This is a genomic window from Aestuariivita boseongensis (assembly GCF_001262635.1).
Taxonomy (GTDB): domain Bacteria; phylum Pseudomonadota; class Alphaproteobacteria; order Rhodobacterales; family Rhodobacteraceae; genus Aestuariivita; species Aestuariivita boseongensis.
Window position 1 is genome coordinate 1 of sequence record NZ_JXYH01000012.1, and the last position, 18,167, is coordinate 18,167.

The window sequence follows — 18,167 nt, forward strand, 5'->3', positions numbered from 1 at the left end:
GGCTATGAGTCCTGACCCTAGTCCAGAACTATGCAGCATTTTCTCGCGTTCTATTGGAAACGGGTTCGAAAGCCATTGTAGAAAAAAAGGTTAAGCGCGAGGATTTTTGGGGAGCGAAAGTGCAGGATGACGGTAGTTTTGTGGGCCGCAACGTACTTGGAAGGCTACTGATGGAATTGCGAGACCAAGTGCGTTTCGGCGAGTACGATGAAAAATCAGTAGTTCTGCCGCCGAGGATCCCTGGCATGTTTATTTTAGGACAGCCAATCGGTCCGGTTTCCGCTAAAGACAAGATTTACGAGCGGCTGATTTGAACACGCCAGTATAGAAGTTAAAAACCAAACTGATCACCGGTGCGTTAAAACCCACCCTACTCCTCCACACCACCCCGCAACCGCTTCACCTCTCCCCGCACCTTCTTCGCCTTCAACCGCCGCTCCACCGACCCTTTCGTCGGGCGGGTGGGCCGGCGCTTCTTCGGGGCCACCGCGGCCTTGGCCACCAGCTCTGCCAGACGTTCCCGCGCGATCTCGCGGTTGCGCGCTTGCGTCCGGGCCTCGGAGACTTGCAAGACCACCGCGCCCTCTTTCGTCCAGCGCCGCCCGGCCAGACGTTGCAGCCGACGCTTCACCGGATCGGGCAGGTTGGGGGACCGCGCCGCCTCGAACCGCAGTTCGACCGCTGTCGCCACTTTGTTCACGTTCTGCCCGCCGGGGCCTGAGGAGCGGATGAATTGCTCGGTCAGTTCCCAATCCTCAATCGTGATCTGGTCATTCACTCTCAGCATGCCGGTGCCTTTTCGGTGCACGGGTTGTGCACGCCCTGTGCACGCATGTCATACACGAAAAAGGGCCGCCAAACAGGCGGCCCTTTCGAAAGCTTCAGGAGGGGATATCGGTTAGACCTCATTGGTCAAACGATGTCACCGCGGGCGGCCTTCAACCGCCAAGGGTTGCCTCAGCAGGCGACCTCCCACGTTGTCCCGACATATCTCTCCAACATCTTTCTCGACACTGGATCACCTCCTTTCGTTTTGTTGAACCTAAGGGAATCTTGGCACAGATTTCCCAAGGCGCAAAACGATTTCTTCAGGCCAATGTGCGGTTGGTTTCCAGCCGCCCAACGATCAGGCGGAAGGGGATCAGCGCGATCAGCGCTAGCGACAGTTTCACCATCCAATCCGCAACCGCCAGCGACATCCACAGCGGTGCCATCGGACCCACGCCCAGAAGCGGCAGAACCTCGTTCGCCCAGGCCACATCGGTGGCAGGATCAACGAAGGACAGCGCATCCGAAAACGCGATGGAGAAGAAAAGCGCCGTATCGACGGTGGAGCCGATCAGCGTTGAAAACAAGGGCGCCAGCCACCACACGCGGTCGCGCAGGGCCGAGAAGATGCCCACGTCCAGAAGCTGCGCGGTCAGGAAGGCCAGGCCAGATCCGATGGCGATGCGGAAGGTGACCAGCGGGCCAAACTCGCCCATAATCTGCGTGCCGATCAGCGAACAGAAGACGCCCACCAGAAACCCGGTGAAGACAACGGTGCGCGCAGGCCCCGCGCCATAGATGCGGTTCATCAGGTCGGTGACCAGAAAGGCGAGGGGATAGGTGAACGCCCCCCATGTCAGCCAGTTGCCAAAGAGGAACTGAACCAGGATGTTCGAGGCCACAACAATGGCCGCCATGGCAATGATGCCGGGAAGATGTGCGCGTGTCATATTCGTTTTCCGTTTTGACAAGGTTGCGGAGACTTGGCCCGTCAGGGCTGCGCGGCGTGTACGGCGTTGCGACAAAATGCGCAAGTCATTCCGTCAGTGCGAATTCCACAATCTGCGTCCGCATGAACGGCCAGAAGTTGTCGTCTGACACCATCGTCGCCCTCAGCGCATTCCTTGTGTCACGCCACAGCGCGAGACCTTCGAGATTGCTGAACTGGCCCGGGCCTGTGGTCAGAAGAAGGGTCTCGTTCCGGGCCGTGTCGCCGGCAATGTCCCACCGGCGCAGGCGGGACTGAAAGCCAAGGATCGTGACTTTGCGTTCCAGCAGATAAAACCGCCCGTCCGGGCCGAATTCGCCAGAGACCGCAAGGAAGCCGTCTCTCGCGCCCAGATGGAATGGCTGGCTCCATCCGGTGCCATCCAAGCGCCAGACGGCAAAGCCCAAACCCAGTGTTCGTGGACGTTCGGCCAGCGTAAACAGATGGCCCTGATCGTTGATCGCCAGAGCCTCCAGCCCCTTGTTCAGAGCCAGGCTGCGGAAGGCTCGGGGGGTTTTGACCTGTTCCGTGGCGTTGGTGTTCGGATCATGGCGATAGATCACGTTGTCCTGCTCGAACGAGATGAACACAGACCCGTCGCCGCCCCAGGCCAGACCTTCTGTATCGAACAGCGCATCCTCTGCGTCTGGGTCGTCACCCAGCCTTTTGCTGCTCAGAACGTCGATGCCGGCAATCTTGCCCGCTTCCCTTCGGATCGTGACATCGAACAGATCACTGCGATCGGTCAGCAGAAGCGCGCCTGACCCATCATCGCGCACCAGGATGGCAGACAGCCCGCCCAGGCGCGTCTCGGACGGTTTCCAGGTGAAGACGGAGAGTAGCCGCGCGCCATCCGCATCGACCGAAACCGGTCGATACGCAACAACAAGGCAAAGAAGGATTACTGCGAGCGCAGAACCGATGCGCATTGCTTGGGCAGATCGGCCAGAACCAGCTCGCGCCGGGGCTTGCTGGGTTTCTTCGGTGCGTTGGGATCGGGCGGCGGCGGGTTCAGGATGTTGTTCACCCATTCCTGCGCGTCCGCGCAGCCATCCCCACGGGGTGGCGGATCCTGGTTCACGCAACCGCGCATTCCTTTGGGGCAGGTCAGACGCACGTGGAAATGATAGTGATGACCATACCACGGCCGGATTTTCCGCAGCCAGCGCCGGTCGCCTTTTTCATCCTTGCACATCTGCACCTTGGCGCCGGGAAACACGAAGATACGGGCAACGCGCGGATCTTGTGCTGCAGCGCGCAGGATACGGTGGTGGGCGCGGCTCCAGTTGTCATTCACGAAAGCGCCCTTTGCCCGCCGCAGCGAGATGGACGAGATGCTTTCGCGTTGCTGGCGTGACAATTTGATGTTCGACGCAGGCAGCATCCAGATGTCGATATCAAGACCGATCTGATGGCTGCGGTGCCCGGTCAGCATCGGTCCGCCACGCGGCTGGCTGATATCGCCGATATAAAGCCCCCGCCAACCGGGTTGCTTTGCGGCAAAGGCGCTGAGGTCTTTGACAAAGTCGATCGCCTCTGGGTGGCCCCAGTTGCGGTTCCGGCTTAATCGCATGGCCTGCCATGTTGGCCCTGTCTCGGGCAATTGCACAGCACCTGCCACGCATCCCCTGGCATAACTGCCCAAGGGCGCAGGCTGTTGGGCCGATGCCGTCCGTTTCGCGCCGAATTGTTGCTTGGCCAGCGGCTCGGCCGTCAGCGGCGCCGCCAGTCCAAGGCTCAAACCAAGTGTCGCGATGAGACGGATGAAGTTCATGTTCGTCGGTCCCCGTCCGGTTTCACCCAGATTAGCAGAAAGAGGCCGATGATGAAAAGGAAGACGATCGGGGACACCCCCAAACGCGCGCTTTCAGTCCAGGCTGTGACCGCTCCGATCAGCATCGGGGCGATGAAGGAAGTCGCGCGTCCGGACAATCCGTAAAGCCCGAAATACTCGGTCGGCGAGGCGGGATCGGAATGGCGCACCATCAGGCTGCGGCTGGACGCCTGCACGACGCCGCCCATGCCACCGATCAGAACGCCGCATCCGAAGAACACGATGTCGGGCAGGGTTGATCCGGGCGGCAGGGCAATGCCGAAGAACGTCTCGCGCGACATGAATACGACCACGATGCAAACGCCGATCAATACCCAGATCGCGGCGATGATCACCGGCTTCGGGCCGATCTTCTGATCCAGGCGGCCACCCAGCCAGCTGAAGACCACCGATGAAATCAGCGCAACAATGCCGAAAATGCCGATCTGCGTGATCTCCCAGTCCAGAACCAGGGCGGCATACACCCCGCCAAAGCTGTAAAGCCCGTTCAACGCATCGCGATAGAACATCGAGGATCCCAGATAGGCCGACAGGCTAAGCCGATGCACAAGGCTTTTCAGGAGGGCAACAAGCATCCCCATGGCCGTGCCGAAGCTTGCACGGCTTTCAGGGCGAGGCGCATCGCGGACCCACATGAAATACGGGATCATAAACACCGCAAACCACAATGCGGAAATGGGGCCGACCGCGCGGGTGCCTTCCCGTTCCGAGGCATCCAGACCGAACAGGGGATCAAGCCCGATCAGCGTCTTGCCATTGCCCTGTTCGGCAAAAAGCAAAAGCATGATCAGAAGTGACACGAAGCCGCCCGCGTATCCGAACGCAAAGCCCGACCCTGAGATCGCGCCGATCTCCTCATCGGTGCCAAGCGAGGGAAGCTGCGAATTGGTGAAAATCAGCGCATATTCCGCGCCGATGAAGCCAAGGCCAAAGGCGGCCAGCATCCACCACATGTTTGACCCGTCGGGATAGGTGAACCAAAGCGCGCCAGCGCCGATCACATACATGCAGGAAAAGGCAAATACCCAGGGCACCCGCCGACCGGAACTGTCGGCCAGTGCGCCCATCAATGGGGCCCCGAACCCGATGATCAGGCCCGTGATCGTCAGGCACAGCGCCCAAACGCTTTGCGCCTGTGCGTCGGCGAGCTGTTCGTCCATCCCGGTGCCAAGGTAATACTCGGCCGCCACGGCCGCGAAATAGGGTCCGAAAATGAAGGTGACCAGCAGCGTGTGATACGGCTGGCTTGCCCAGTCAAAGAAAAACCAGCCCCAGACGCGCTTACGAAGAGACACGCCCCCGAAAGGCGCTTGTTCTGCTGTATCTGCCATATGTCCCTGTTCCTTTTTTTGTTGGATGAGACACGGGAAACGCCGATGGGGCAAGTTATTCCTGCATGGGCTTGCCCGGACGATTTGCGGCATGGCACCCGTCCCAGCGCTGAAGCGCCCGTCAACCACAACCGCGCGCCAAGGCTTGCCCTTTGACCGCATGCCGCTTAACTCAGACCCTGAGAATAAAGGAGCCTTTTGCCCATGCTCGCCATCTATGGCCCTCTGCAGCTGGTCCTCAGCGTCGTGTACTTCGTGATGATCGTTCACATCATCATGAGCTGGTTGATCAACTTTCAGGTGCTCAATCTGCACCAGCCGCTGGTCTCGCAGATCTGGCAGGGGCTGAACCGCTTGCTTGAGCCGATTTACCAGCCGATCCGCCGGGTCTTGCCGGATACGCGGCCACTGGATCTGGCCCCGCTGGTGGCGCTGATCGTGGTGATCTCGCTCAGGGCTTATATTCTGCCTGTGATCTTCGGCTTCGCGTAAGCTCGGGTCTTGTTCACCGAATCTTAGTATGGGACAGTCACCTGTAAGAGCAGACAACTAAAATCTTACAGGTCACCCATGACATCTGCCGCCACGCTTTTGCGCGACGTGTTCGGATTCGACGCCTTCCGCCCCGGTCAGGAAGAGATTGTCGAGGCTGTGAGCACGGGTGAAAACGTGCTGGCGATCATGCCGACCGGTGGCGGTAAATCCCTGTGTTTCCAGCTGCCCGCGCTTTTGCGCGATGGGGTAACGGTTGTCATTTCTCCGCTGATTGCGCTGATGCGCGATCAGGTGCGCGCTTTGCAGGAAGCCGGTGTTGCGGCTGGTGCGCTGACCTCTGGCAATACGCCTGAGGAAACCGAAGCCGTCTGGCAAGCGTTGGAGGATGGTCGGCTCAAGCTTCTTTATATCGCGCCCGAACGGCTGGCCGCAGGATCGGCCATTGGCATGCTGCGCCGGATCGGCGTCAGCTTGATCGCCGTGGACGAGGCGCATTGCGTCAGCCAGTGGGGTCATGACTTCCGGCCCGATTACCTGCGCATCGGTGCCCTGCGTCGCGCGCTGGGCGTACCATTGGCCGCCTTCACCGCAACAGCGGACGAGGAGACCCGGGCCGAGATTGTCGAAAAACTGTTTGATGGCGCAGCGCCGCGAGCATTTCTGCGTGGTTTCGACCGGCCCAACCTGCACCTGGCCTTTGGCGCTAAAAACAACCCTCGCGCCCAGATCCTGAGCTTTGCCGCCGCCCGCCGGGGCCAGTCGGGCATCGTCTATTGCGGTACCCGCGCCAAAACCGAAACGCTGGCCAAGGCCCTGCGCGACGAAGGGCACGCCGCCTGTCATTATCACGGCGGGATGGAGGCCGATGACCGCCGCATCACCGAACGCCGGTTCCAGCAGGAAGACGGGCTGATCGTCGTGGCCACCGTGGCCTTTGGGATGGGGGTCGACAAACCGGATATCCGCTGGGTCGCCCATGCCGATCTGCCCAAATCGATCGAGGCATATTACCAGGAAATCGGCCGCGCGGGGCGTGACGGCGCACCGGCCGAAACGCTCACGCTGTTCGGCCCCGACGATATCCGCCTGCGCCGATCACAGATTGACGAAGGGCTGGCCCCGCCCGAACGCCGCCTGGCCGATCATGCGCGACTGAATGCGCTTCTTGGTCTGGCCGAAGCGCTGGAATGCCGTCGCAAAACCCTGCTGGGATATTTTGGCGAAACCGATGTGACCTGCGGCCGTTGCGATCTGTGCGACACCCCGGCCGAGACGTTCGACGGCACGACGCCTGTGCGCATGGCGCTGTCTGCCATCCTGCGGACCGATGAACGGTTCGGCTCGGGGCACCTCATCGACATCCTGACTGGAACCCTGACCGACAAAGTACGCGCCCGTCGCCATGACGAATTGCCCACCTTCAGCGTGGGTACAGACTATGACCGTCGCCAGTGGCAGGCGATTTTCCGGCAGATGATGGGCCATGACCTGATCCGCCCCGATCCCGAACGCCATGGCGCGCTGCGGTTCACCGAAGCCGCGCGCCCGATCCTGCGGGGAGAGGCGTCGATCACCCTGCGCAAGGATACGATCACACAGGCGCAGCGCCGTCCTGCCGTCAAAACGCTTGTGTCAGACGAGGACGCGCCGCTGCTGTCGGCGCTCAAGGCCAAACGTCGGGCCCTGGCCGAGGCCGCGAAGGTGCCTGCCTATGTCATCTTCCCCGACCGCACCCTGATCGAAATGGCCGAGACTCGTCCGAAAACCCTCGACGACATGGCGCGTATTGGCGGGGTGGGGGCCAAGAAGCTGGATCGCTATGGCAAGACCTTCCTTGAAGTGATCGCGGGCGAGGTGCAATCGCTTCACCCCGCGCGTCAGAAACTGGCGGGTCGCGACGCGGGCACGCTTTACGATCGGCTGCTTGAAGTGCAGGCCAATCTGGCGCGCGGTGAAACGGGTGTCGAGAAGCCGCTGAGTTGTTCCGCGTCGCTTTTGGCCAAGGTCGCGCAGCAGCGCCCCAGCGATGAGCGCGGGATGGAGCGGTTGCTGGGCGAACGCCGTAGCGAACGCTTTGGCGCCGCCTTTCTGGACGTTCTGCGGGAGGCGAGCTAAGTCCTTCATCGGAAGCTGCAAAAGGGGTCATCATGCTTGTTGTCATCTCACCTGCGAAACGTCTGGACTGGGCCGAACGCGACCTGCCCGTGACAACACCCGATTTTCAGGACGATGCGATCCGTCTGGCGAAAACCGCGCGCAATCTGACTTTGGGTGATCTGCAAAAGCTGATGGATATCAGCCCCGACCTGGCCAAGCTGAACCGAGACCGCTTCCGGGATTTTGCCGATGCGCCCGACGCGGAAGCCGTCCGCCCTGCGGCACTGGCCTTTGCCGGCGACACCTATCAGGGGTTGGAAGCCAGTTCCCTGGACGAAGATGAATTGTCCTGGGCACAGGACCACCTGCGGATTCTGTCGGGCCTTTATGGCGTCTTGCGTCCGCTCGACGCAATCCAGCCTTACAGGCTTGAGATGGGCAGCCGCCTGAAAACCCGGCGCGGCGGATCGCTGTATGAGTATTGGGGCGATCAGATCGCAAAGGCGCTGAACGCTCAGGCCGACGAAACAGGGTCTGACGTACTGGTCAACTGCGCCAGCCAGGAATATTTCGGCGCGGTCAAGCCATCCGCACTGAAGCTGCGGGTGATCACGCCGGTCTTCATGGAAGACAAACCCAACGGCCCCAAGATCGTCAGTTTCTTTGCCAAGAAAGCGCGCGGTGCGATGGCGCGGTTCATCGTGCAGAACCGCCTGACCGATCCGTCGTCCCTGACAGATTTCGATATGGGCGGGTATGCCTATCGCCCTGATCTGTCCGAGGAGGACAAGCCCGTCTTCGTCCGCGCCGAGGCGGCTGCGCTGAAAGCCGCCTCCTAATCCACCGGCGGCTCAAGTGGCGCGGTCCCGTCTGGCTGATGGGCCCGCACCTGTTCCAGGATCACATCCTTACGTAGTGGCTTGGTCAGGCACAGATCGATACCAGCCGCCAGGATCTCGTCATGATCGCTTTGCAGTGCATGGGCGGTCAGCGCGATGATGGGAACGTGATGGCTGCTGCCCTCTTCCATCTGGCGGATCTGGCGGGTGGCGGCCTTGCCATCCAGAACTGGCATTGAGATATCCATGAAAATCATGTCAGGCCGCCTGTCGGCATAGGCATGTACAGCCTCTTCTCCGTTTTCGGCGAATTGAAGCTCGGCATTCAGGGCTTTGAGCATCTTCGACAAGACCAGACGGTTGGTCTTGTTATCCTCGGCCGCAAGGATACGCATCGGTCGGATCTGAGGCACCTCCAAGACCGCTGGCGGCGCATCGCCTTTTGCACCGCGCAGGTCTGACAGATCGCCGAGCTGCTTGAAAAGAACGGCACGGGTAAGAGGCTTGGGCAAGGTCCCGTCAAATACATCCGACTGCCCCTGACGTTCGCAAGACATCAGCAATATGGGCGCGTTCAGTCCCAAGCGCCGTACGCCATCAACGAGGTCCCGCGCCATCATATCAGGCAAATCCTCGTCTATGATGACGGCGGCAAAATCACAGTGTTCGCGCACGATGCTCAGGGCATCCGTTCCGGTGGTGGCGGCTGTCACTTCGACCCCAAGCTGCGTCAACTGGCGACTGACAATGTCGCGGTTCAGTGCAGTGTTATCGACCACCAGAATAGGCGACAGGCTGTCAGCAAGCTGCGGCGGTTCAGTGGGGCCGCCAACCATGGGAAGGGTCACGCGAAATCCGAAGCAGGACCCGACACCCTCCTGTGCATCGACCCAAACTTCGCCCTCCATCAGGTCGATCAGGCGTTGGACGATGGCAAGCCCAAGGCCGGTGCCTTCAAAGCGGCGGCTGTTTTCATGTTCGACCTGATTAAACTCACCAAAGATATGGGCGATCTTGTCCTCCGGAATACCGATCCCGGTATCTTCGACGGTAACGTGAAGGGTGACGGTGCCCGCAGCCAGATCGGTCACACCCGTCAGCCTGATCAAAACATGGCCCTGTTCGGTGAACTTAACCGCGTTGCCGGCCAGATTGGTCAACACCTGTCGGATTCGGCCACTATCGCCAACGACCTCCACAGGCAGGAAAAGGTCGCAATCCATCGCCAGTGTAATGCCTTTGTCGCGCGCCGCCGGCTGAAGCAGGGTAACCACTTCATGCACGCACCGCTCCAGATCGAAGGGTTCGGCATAAAGTTTCAGCCTCTCTGCCTCGATCTTCGAATAGTCGAGCACGTCATTAATGATGACCAGCAGCGCCTCGCCCGAGTTCTTGATGGTTGACGCGTAAAGGCGCTGTTCATCCGTCAGGTCGGTATCCATCATCAGGTCCGCCATGCCCACGACACCGTTCATGGGCGTGCGGATTTCATGGCTGATATTGGCCAGAAAGGCGGATTTGGCGCGGTTGGCGGTTTCGGCATTCTGCCGGGCTGCATCCAATTCGGCCTCGTAGTGGACTGTCGCCGTGATGTTCAGCGCAAGGCTGACAATGTCGCCGCCAAAACCGCGCTGGTCGATCAGTTTGATGTATTGATCGTTCCAAAGACGGATAACCGTGGGCTCCGGTTCCGGCATCTGCCAGCGCGCCATCATTTTGGCGCGCCAGTCTCCGGGGCTCAGGTCCTCGGTGTTTACAATCCCTTCATCCGTCAGGATCTGAAGAATACGGACATAGCTTACCCCGGGGGCGACCTCCTCGAGATCTTCGAACACCGACAGATAGGCGGTGTTGGCCCCTATCATCAGCCCGTCGGCGTCGAAGAAGGCAAACCCGTCCTGAATCGACTGGATCGACAACCACAATCGGCGTTCGGCGATTTCGACCTTGGCGTTGGCCAGTGACAGGTCAGATTTGACCTTTTCATTTTCGTCCCGAACCGTTGCGACTTCGGCTTCGGTCGCGCCGATGCGCCGGGTCAAGGCCAGGGCATGCTGGCCCAATTTGCGGTTTGCCGCGTGCAGTTCGGCCTGCTTCAACTCAAGCAGACGTTCGGCGGCCAGCCGCGCGCGCCGCTCTTCAGCCAGTTTGCCTGCAAGGGTCATCTCGTGGGTCTCACCGGAGTGGGTTTTGCATGGGGTCACGGGGTTCGCGGAACAATCTGCTTTTTGTGTGAAGATCGGCTTAATCGCGGTGCGTTTTACGACCCCGCAAAGAAATTCGTCCGCGCAGTTGCCAGCGTGACCTGCCTCGTGTCACGCTGGAGGCAATTTTCAGTTGGGAGAGCCCGATGCACCGTATGGCCTTTGCAGCATTGTTTTCGTTTTTGATCGCACCCGCCCTTTGGGCACAGGCTATGCCCGATCACCGGATGATCGTGACGCGGGATGTCGATTTCTATGGCTCGGACCTGCAGGCGATTTTCGATACCGATCTGCAAATATGTATTCGTGTGTGCGCGCAATCGCCCGATTGCCAGGCTTTCACGTTCAACACACGATCGAACGCCTGTTTTCCCAAGACAGATGTGACCGATGAAACGCCGTATCAGGGCGCCATTTCCGCGCGAAAAACGCCGGTTTCGGCGGAATTGCAGGCCAATGCAGACCGTCGCCGGGCGGCGTTGCCGTTTCTGTCGGATAATGTCGTGCAGGACGCCCTGCGTGAGGCCCGCCAGATCGGCTTTCGACACGCTGACACAGGACTGGCGCTTGGGGATCTGTTGCAAGCCGCCAATGCAGCCGAAGCATCGGGTAACCTGCAAAGCGCAATCCAGTGGATGGGCGTTGCTGTCGCGCAAACCGATCGCGCCGACCTTTGGACAGAATATGCGCGGCTGAACCTTGAGCTTTTGCCCGATAATGGACGCGCGCGCCGCAATGCGGAACGCCGTGCGCTTTTGGGGGCCCTGAACGGATATGTACGGGGCGAAACAGCCAACATCCGTGCGAATGCGCTGATGGTCATGGCGCTTGTTCTTGAACGCGCGAACCGCGGGCGTGACATGGTGTCCGCCCTGCGCGTGGCGCAATCCGAAGCGTCGCGCCCGGATGTGTTGGCGGCCCTTGATGCGGCCGTGGCCAAATACGGGTTCCGTGTTGTTGACACACAAGTCGACAGTGATGCCGAAGCGCCGCGCATCTGCGTGGAATTCTCCGAACCGCTGGTGAAGGCCGGGGTGGATTACGAACCCTTCGTGCGCCTGCCCTCGTCCGACCTTGTTGTGACAGGCTCTGACCGCCAGCTTTGCGTCGATGGGGTTACCCATGGCACGCGGTATCAGATCACCCTGCGCAGCGGTCTTCCCGCCGCCTCGGGTGAAACGCTGGTCCGCGACATCGAGATCACCCAATACGTCCGCGACCGAAGCCCGCTGGTGCGCTTCCCGGGCCGGTCTTATGTCCTGCCCAAAGCCGCCGACGCAGCGCTGCCCGTGGAAACCGTGAACCTGTCGCGGATCGACCTTGCGCTGCGCCGTGTGTCCGACCGTAACCTGCTGCGCGCGGTGCAGGAGGGATATTTCGGGCGTCCCCTGTCGAAATGGGAGGACGAAAGCTTTGCCGAAACCATCGCGCAAGAGGTCTGGACCGGCACGGCCGATGTGCAGAACACACTCAACCAGACCATGACCACCCGCCTGCCCCTGGGCGAGGTGCTGTCGGATCTGCCCACGGGGATCTATGCGCTGAAGGCGCGCAATCCCGATGGCGATCCCTATGAAGATGGCGGGGCCACGCAGTGGTTCGTCCTGTCCGACCTGGGGCTGGCGACGATGCTGGGCACGGAAGGTCTGCATGTGGATGTGCGAGGCTTGTCCGACGCGCAACCGCGTTCGGGGGTAGAAGTCACTTTGATCTCGCGCGCGAACGAGGTTCTGGGCCGCGCAACCACCGATGCCGACGGACGCGCCCGTTTCGATGCCGGTCTGACGCGGGGCGCAGGATCTGCCGCGCCCGCCCTGGTTCTGGCGGCGCTGGGCGAAGGGGATGTGGGCTTTCTCAGCCTTACCGATCCGGCCTTTGATCTGTCCGATCGCGGGGTCGAGGGGCGCGCACCCGCCGGCCCTGTCGATGTTTTCCTGACGCCTGATCGCGGTGCCTACCGCGCGGGCGAGACGATCCACCTGACGGCGCTTGCACGCGACAGCGACGCCCGCGCGATCGACGGGCTGCCACTGACGGCGATCCTCACCCGTCCCGATGGGGTCGAATATCGCAGGCTGCTGTCGAATGGCGGGCGTGCGGGCGGCCATGTCTTTGACTTCCCGCTGGGTCTTGCAGTGCCGCGCGGTACCTGGAACGTGGCGCTGAAAACCGACGCGAATGGCCCTGCACTGGCCACAACGCAACTGCTGGTCGAAGATTTCCTGCCCGAACGGATCGACTTTGACCTGTCCCTGCCTGACGCTCCTCTGCGCCCGGGCGACACGCCGCCGATGACGGTCGAGGCGCGCTATCTCTTTGGTGCGCCGGGATCGGATCTGGCCATTGAAGGATCCGTCGCCCTGCGTGCAACCCGCAGCCTTGAAGACTGGCCCGGATACAAATTCGGCCGCTACGATGACAGCACGCGCACGATCCGCAGCTATTTCGACGGCGGACCGACCGACGGGAATGGCCGCGCCGTCGTCGCAGTTGAGATCCCGCAAACCGATCTGGCAGGCATGCCGCTGACAGCCACGGTCACCGGACGGATTGCAGAAGGATCGGGCAGACCGGTGGAACGCCAGATAACGGCGGTGGTGCGGCCCGCCGGATCGCTGATCGGTATCAAGCCACTGTTCGAAGATGTGGTGGCCGAAGGCACCGAAGCGCGCTTTGACGTTATCGCGCTTTCCTCGGATGAGCAGCCCGAGGCGCGTTCCGTCACCTGGACGCTGAACCGCGTGCAGACGCGGTACCAGTGGTTCCAGCTTTACGGCAGCTGGGATTGGGAGCCGATCACCCGCCGCAGCCGCGTTGCCACCGGCACTGCCCGCATCGACGGCGGCCCGCTACGCATAGCTGCGCCGGTCGAATGGGGCCGGTACGAATTGATCGTGGAAACCGCTGATGGCGCTTATGTCGCCGCGTCCCAGGATTTCTACGCCGGGTGGTATGCGCCGGCCGACAGCTCGGACACGCCCGATACGCTTGAGCTGTCCCTGGACAAACCCGACTATGCGCCCGGTGACACCGCCCAGCTGCGCATCGTACCGCGTTTTGAAGGAACGGCGCTGGTTACCGTGATGTCGGATCACGTGATCGCCCGTCAGGCGGTGGAGGTCCGCACGGGCGAAAACCTGATCCCCGTTGCGGTCACCGATGACTGGGGTGCGGGGGCCTATGTCACCGCCACGGTGATCCGCCCGATGGATGTGGCCGCTGGGCAGAACCCCGCGCGCGCACTGGGTCTGGCCTATGCCAAGGTTGCTCCGGGCGACCTGCAACTGTCGGTGACGCTGGATGCACCGGATATCGTGCGCCCCCGCGGAACGTTGCGCGTCGGCGCGACAGTGGATGGCGCGGCACCTGGTGATGAGGTCTGGATGACTGTTGCCGCGGTGGATGTGGGTATCCTGAACCTGACGGCCTTCGACAGCCCCGACCCTTCGGCGCATTACTTTGGCCAACGACGGCTGGGGGTCGAACTGCGCGATGTCTATGGCCGCCTGATTGACGGCATGAACGGCGCAACTGGCCGCGTGCGATCGGGCGGGGATGCCAATGCGGGCATGCGCATGCAGTCGCCCCCTCCGACGCAAGAGCTGATGGCGCGTTTTTCGGGCCCCGTGCAGGTTGGCGCGGATGGCAAGGCCTTCGTCAATTTCGACCTGCCCGCCTTCAACGGGACCGTCCGACTGATGGCCGTGGCCTGGAGCAACAAGGGCGTCGGTCAGGCCGAATCCGATGTGATCGTGCGTGACCCGGTTGTGGCAACAGTCAGCCTGCCACGGTTCCTGGCACCGGGTGACAGAAGCCGCATGCGGATCGAACTGGTACATGCGGAAGGCCCTGCCGGAGAGATGGCGCTGCGCCTGGGCGTGCCGCAATCGCTGCTTCTTGCAGAAACGGCGGCACAGGTCACATTGGCCGAACAGGGGAAAGAGACGCTGGATATTGCCCTGTCTTCCGATCAGGTGGGCGATCATCCGATTACTCTGACGCTTGTCACCCCCGATGGCACCGAACTGACGCAGGACTTCCTCTTGCCTGTGCGCGCCAACGATCCTGAAATCGCGGAAACGCGCCGCTTCGCCCTTGGCGCGGGCGAGACATTCACCCTCGACACCCAGGTCTTTGCCGAGATGCGCGCTGGCACGGGCAGCGCGTTGATTTCGGCCGGGGCGCTGGCGCGGTTCGATGCGCCGGGACTCTTGGCGGCGCTTGATCGGTATCCTTATGGCTGCACCGAACAGGTGACCTCGCAGGCGATGCCGCTCCTCTATCTCAGTTCCGTGGCGCAGTCCGCAGGCCTGGGCGAGAGGCCTGATATGGACCGCAAGATCGCCTCGGCCATCAGCCAGGTTCTGGCGCGCCAGACCTCCAGCGGGGCTTTCGGGCTGTGGCGCGCGGAATCCGGTTCGGATTTCTGGCTGGACGCTTATGTGGCCGATTTCCTCAGCCGCGCCCGCGCCGGAGGGCACGCGGTGCCGGATCTCGCGTTCCGCATGGCGCTGGACAATCTGCGCAACCGCGTGAACTTCGCCGCCGATTTTGACCGGGGCGGACAGGACATCGCCTATGCGCTGATGGTGCTGGCCCGCGAAGGCGCGGCGTCGATGGGTGATCTGCGGTACTACGCCGATCAGAAGGCCGATGCGTTTGCGACGCCAATGGCGCTGGCGCAGTTGGCCTCGGCCCTTGCCGCCTATGGCGATCAGGTGCGGGCGGACAGGCTTTTTGCCCTGTCACAGGCGCGTCTGGATGCGCAAACCGGGGATGGCCTGCCGGTATGGCGGTCGGATTTCGGCACTTACCTGCGCGATGCCGCGGGCGTGCTGACGCTGGCGTCGGAGGCAGGCAGTACAGCGATCGACACCACCGCACTGGTTGACCGGGTGGCGTTGCGTCAGGGCCGCCGGTCAACGCAGGAAGCGGCCTGGTCGCTGCTGGCCGCACACGCTTTGGCCGATAACCCGGCCAGCGGCTTGCGCGTGAACGGCGCGGATGTGTCCGGCCCCTTCGTGCGACTGCTGCAGGATGCGATGACCGACCAAAGCTTTGCCATAACAACGGCCCAGCCCACGGATATCACGTTGACAACCATCGGTGTGCCGCTGATCCCGCCGCCTGCCGGGGGCACCGGGTACACGATCAGCCGCAGCTATTACGACTTGGATGGCGCACGCATGGACCCCTCGGCCCTGACACTGGGCGAACGGTTCGTCGTCGTGCTTGAGGTCCGCCCATCGCTCGACACCGGGGCGCGGCTGATGATCGACGATCCGCTGCCCGCCGGGGTGGAAATCGACAATCCCAGCCTCCTGCGCTCAGGCGATATCCGCGCGCTGGACTGGCTTGAGACGTCCGAGACTGAACATACCGAGTTCCGCAGCGACCGGTTCCTGGCCGCGGTCGATCTGCGGGATCGGCGGACGGTGACGCTGGCCTATGTCGCCCGCGCGGTGACGCCGGGGGTTTATCACCAGCCGGCGGCGTCGGTGGAGGATATGTACCGCCCCCGTTACCGCGCGCGCACCGACACCGGCCGCGTGACCATCGCGGAATGATCCGCGCCGCGCCCCTTCTGTTCACGGCAGGGCTGGCCTTGGCCGGCCTTGGGGCGCTGCGCGATTTTGGCGATGCGTGGATCGCTCGCACCGATCTGCCGCCGGTGCTTACCGAAACCTCGGTCGAGGTGGTCGATCGAACCGGCACCCTGATGCGTGTGTTCCCGGTGGAGGATGGCCGCTGGCGTCTGGCCGTTTCGGTCAGCGATGTGGACCCACTGCTGATCGACATGCTGATCCGATATGAGGATCAACGCTTCTGGTCACATGCGGGCGTTGACCCGCTGGCGCTAATCCGGGCGGCGCTGCAATCGGCATGGCATGGGGAAATCGTGTCGGGCGGATCGACCCTGACGATGCAGCTTGCGCGCCTTCTGGAAAACGGCAGCACCGGCCAGTGGTCCGGCAAGCTGAGGCAGATGCGCCTTGCGCTGGCGTTGGAGCGGCGGCTGACCAAGGATCAGATCCTGTCGCTGTATCTGCTGCATGCGCCCTATGGCGGCAATCTGGAAGGCATCCGATCCGCCACGCGGGCATGGTTCGGCAAGGACCCGCGCCGCCTGACCCATGCCGAAGCCGCCCTTCTGATCGCCCTGCCGCAATCGCCCGAAGCGCGCAGGCCGGACCGCAACCCCGACACCGCACGCGCGGCCCGCGACAGGGTGCTGGCGCGCCTGGCGCAGGATGGCGTGATTGCACAGGATGATACGCAGGTGGCCCTGCGCAGCGCCGTGCCTCTGCGGGCTCACCGATTTCCGGCACTGGCCCCGCATCTGACCGATCAGGTGGCAGTGCAGGATCCCGTTGCACTGCGCCACCACCTGACACTGGACGCGCGCCTTCAGGCGCGGCTCGAACGGCTGTTGCAGGAAGACATGGCCCAGGCTCCGCCGCGTGTTTCGGCCGCCCTTGTCGTCGCCGATCACCGCACGGGTGAAATCCTGGCCTCGGTCGGATCGCCCGATTTCACCGATACCCAGCGGCAAGGCTTCGTCGACATGACCCGCGCCATCCGGTCGCCGGGATCGACGCTCAAACCGCTGGTCTATGGTCTGGCCTTCGATCAGGGCCTGGTGCATCCCGCGACGCTGATCCATGACGGCCCAGTGCAGTTTGGCCGCTATGCGCCGCAAAACTTTGACGGGCAGTTTCGCGGCGATATCCGCGTGCGCGATGCCTTACAGCTTTCGCTGAACATCCCCGTGATCAAGCTGACCCACGCGATGGGTCCGGCCCGCGTGATGTCAGCCATTTCGCGCGCCGGGGTCGAGGCACGCGTGCCCGGCGGTAAGCCGGGGCTGGCGATTTCGCTGGGTGGCATCGGCCTCAGCCTGCGTGATCTGGTCCAGCTTTACGCGGCCCTCGCCAGCGGAGGGGAGGCGATCCCGCTCTCCCACCTCCCACAGGCCGAACAGCCGAAAACGCGCTTGATCTCCCGTTCGGCCGCCTGGCAGATCGGTCATGTTCTGGCTGACCTTGCGCCCCCACCCGGCGCCCCGGCCCACGCAGTGGCTTACAAGACCGGCACCTCCTATGGCCACCGGGATGCCTGGGCGGTGGGCTGGGATGGCCGCCATGTGATCGGCGTCTGGGTGGGCCGCCCCGATGGCACGCCTGTGCCCGGCGCCTATGGCGCGGATGCGGCGGCCCCGATCCTGTTCAAGGCCTTCGGTAGCCTCAAGCCGGCCTTCGACCCGCTTCCGCCGCCCCCGCCTGAAACCCTGCTTCTGGGGGCCGCGCAGCTTCCGCAACCCTTGCAACGCTTCAGCGCGCGGCAAAGCGGCCTTCAGCAAGCCAATGCTCCCGAGTTGACCTTCCCGCCGGATGGGGCAAGCCTTTCCTTGTCGGATGCCGGGTTGGTGGTGAAACTGCGCGGTGGGCAGCGACCCTATGCGATCCTGTCAAACGGATTGCCCGTGGCCATGAACATTCACGCGCAGGAGGTTGAAATGCCCAATCCAGGTGCGGGGTTTTCCACCCTCACCGTGGTGGATGCGCAAGGCCAATCGGCCCGGGTGAACATCCGCGTTCTGGACTGACCCGA

The 18,167-nt window shown here is 62.4% G+C and carries 12 protein-coding genes; 6 read left to right on the top strand and 6 right to left on the bottom strand.

What is annotated here, in order from left to right; translation table 11 throughout:
* Positions 1 to 53 precede the first annotated feature (53 nt).
* Entirely contained in the window at positions 54 to 314 is a 261-nt protein-coding gene (locus TR61_RS06770) for an NADAR family protein (protein ID WP_050929166.1), read from the top strand.
* Positions 315 to 370: 56 nt separating this feature from the next.
* On the opposite strand, the gene arfB is transcribed toward TR61_RS06770, so the two are convergent.
* The 5 genes from arfB to TR61_RS06795 all read right to left on the bottom strand — a co-directional run bounded on the left by arfB (position 371) and on the right by TR61_RS06795 (position 4,921).
* Positions 371 to 787, bottom strand: a complete 417-nt coding sequence (gene arfB / locus TR61_RS06775) for an alternative ribosome rescue aminoacyl-tRNA hydrolase ArfB (protein ID WP_050929167.1) — start codon at positions 785 to 787, stop codon at positions 371 to 373.
* 301 nt (positions 788 to 1,088) lie between these two features.
* A complete protein-coding gene (locus TR61_RS06780) occupies positions 1,089 to 1,718 on the bottom strand; it encodes a queuosine precursor transporter (RefSeq protein ID WP_050929168.1) in 630 nt (209 codons plus the stop codon).
* 85 nt (positions 1,719 to 1,803) lie between these two features.
* Entirely contained in the window at positions 1,804 to 2,685 is an 882-nt protein-coding gene (locus tag TR61_RS06785; protein WP_050929169.1) for an esterase-like activity of phytase family protein, read from the bottom strand.
* A complete protein-coding gene (gene mepA, locus TR61_RS06790; protein ID WP_050929170.1) occupies positions 2,658 to 3,530 on the bottom strand; it encodes a penicillin-insensitive murein endopeptidase in 873 nt (290 codons plus the stop codon). The genes TR61_RS06785 and mepA overlap by 28 nt, the downstream gene beginning before the upstream one ends.
* Positions 3,527 to 4,921 carry an MFS transporter gene (locus TR61_RS06795; RefSeq protein WP_050929171.1) on the bottom strand — a complete coding sequence of 465 codons (1,395 nt, stop codon included), beginning with the start codon at positions 4,919 to 4,921 and terminating at the stop codon, positions 3,527 to 3,529. The genes mepA and TR61_RS06795 overlap by 4 nt, the downstream gene beginning before the upstream one ends.
* Before the next feature lie 204 nt (positions 4,922 to 5,125).
* Here TR61_RS06795 and TR61_RS06800 point away from each other — a divergent pair, with 204 nt between their 5' ends.
* The 3 genes from TR61_RS06800 (at position 5,126) to yaaA (ending at position 8,352) form a co-directional block, all read left to right on the top strand.
* A complete protein-coding gene (locus TR61_RS06800) occupies positions 5,126 to 5,413 on the top strand; it encodes a YggT family protein (protein ID WP_050929172.1) in 288 nt (95 codons plus the stop codon).
* Between the two features lie 78 nt (positions 5,414 to 5,491).
* Entirely contained in the window at positions 5,492 to 7,531 is a 2,040-nt protein-coding gene (gene recQ, locus TR61_RS06805; protein WP_050929173.1) for a DNA helicase RecQ, read from the top strand.
* A 32-nt stretch (positions 7,532 to 7,563) separates the two neighbouring features.
* Positions 7,564 to 8,352: a peroxide stress protein YaaA gene (gene yaaA, locus TR61_RS06810; RefSeq protein ID WP_050929174.1), complete on the top strand. Its 789-nt coding sequence runs from the start codon at positions 7,564 to 7,566 to the stop codon at positions 8,350 to 8,352.
* Here yaaA and TR61_RS06815 read toward each other — a convergent pair.
* The gene (locus TR61_RS06815) at positions 8,349 to 10,517 is read right to left on the bottom strand and encodes a response regulator (RefSeq protein WP_050929175.1); all 2,169 of its coding nucleotides are present in this window, start codon (positions 10,515 to 10,517) and stop codon (positions 8,349 to 8,351) included. The two genes, yaaA and TR61_RS06815, sit on opposite strands and share 4 nt — an antisense overlap.
* A 185-nt stretch (positions 10,518 to 10,702) precedes the next feature.
* Here TR61_RS06815 and TR61_RS06820 point away from each other — a divergent pair, with 185 nt between their 5' ends.
* Positions 10,703 to 16,123 carry an alpha-2-macroglobulin family protein gene (locus tag TR61_RS06820; RefSeq protein WP_082181871.1) on the top strand — a complete coding sequence of 1,807 codons (5,421 nt, stop codon included), beginning with the start codon at positions 10,703 to 10,705 and terminating at the stop codon, positions 16,121 to 16,123.
* Positions 16,120 to 18,162 carry a penicillin-binding protein 1C gene (gene pbpC / locus TR61_RS06825; RefSeq protein WP_050929176.1) on the top strand — a complete coding sequence of 681 codons (2,043 nt, stop codon included), beginning with the start codon at positions 16,120 to 16,122 and terminating at the stop codon, positions 18,160 to 18,162. Before TR61_RS06820 ends, pbpC begins: the two co-directional genes overlap by 4 nt.
* Positions 18,163 to 18,167 lie beyond the last annotated feature (5 nt).

Excerpts from the sequence above, each read along its gene's own strand:
- arfB (WP_050929167.1), bottom strand. The coding sequence starts at position 787 with ATGCTGAGAGTGAATGACCAGATCACGATTGAGGATTGGGAACTGACC.
- TR61_RS06780 (WP_050929168.1), bottom strand. The coding sequence starts at position 1,718 with ATGACACGCGCACATCTTCCCGGCATCATTGCCATGGCGGCCATTGTT.
- TR61_RS06785 (WP_050929169.1), bottom strand. The coding sequence starts at position 2,685 with ATGCGCATCGGTTCTGCGCTCGCAGTAATCCTTCTTTGCCTTGTTGTT.
- mepA (WP_050929170.1), bottom strand. The coding sequence starts at position 3,530 with ATGAACTTCATCCGTCTCATCGCGACACTTGGTTTGAGCCTTGGACTG.
- TR61_RS06795 (WP_050929171.1), bottom strand. The coding sequence starts at position 4,921 with ATGGCAGATACAGCAGAACAAGCGCCTTTCGGGGGCGTGTCTCTTCGT.
- TR61_RS06800 (WP_050929172.1), top strand. The coding sequence starts at position 5,126 with ATGCTCGCCATCTATGGCCCTCTGCAGCTGGTCCTCAGCGTCGTGTAC.
- recQ (WP_050929173.1), top strand. The coding sequence starts at position 5,492 with ATGACATCTGCCGCCACGCTTTTGCGCGACGTGTTCGGATTCGACGCC.
- yaaA (WP_050929174.1), top strand. The coding sequence starts at position 7,564 with ATGCTTGTTGTCATCTCACCTGCGAAACGTCTGGACTGGGCCGAACGC.
- TR61_RS06815 (WP_050929175.1), bottom strand. The coding sequence starts at position 10,517 with ATGACCCTTGCAGGCAAACTGGCTGAAGAGCGGCGCGCGCGGCTGGCC.
- TR61_RS06820 (WP_082181871.1), top strand. The coding sequence starts at position 10,703 with ATGCACCGTATGGCCTTTGCAGCATTGTTTTCGTTTTTGATCGCACCC.
- pbpC (WP_050929176.1), top strand. The coding sequence starts at position 16,120 with ATGATCCGCGCCGCGCCCCTTCTGTTCACGGCAGGGCTGGCCTTGGCC.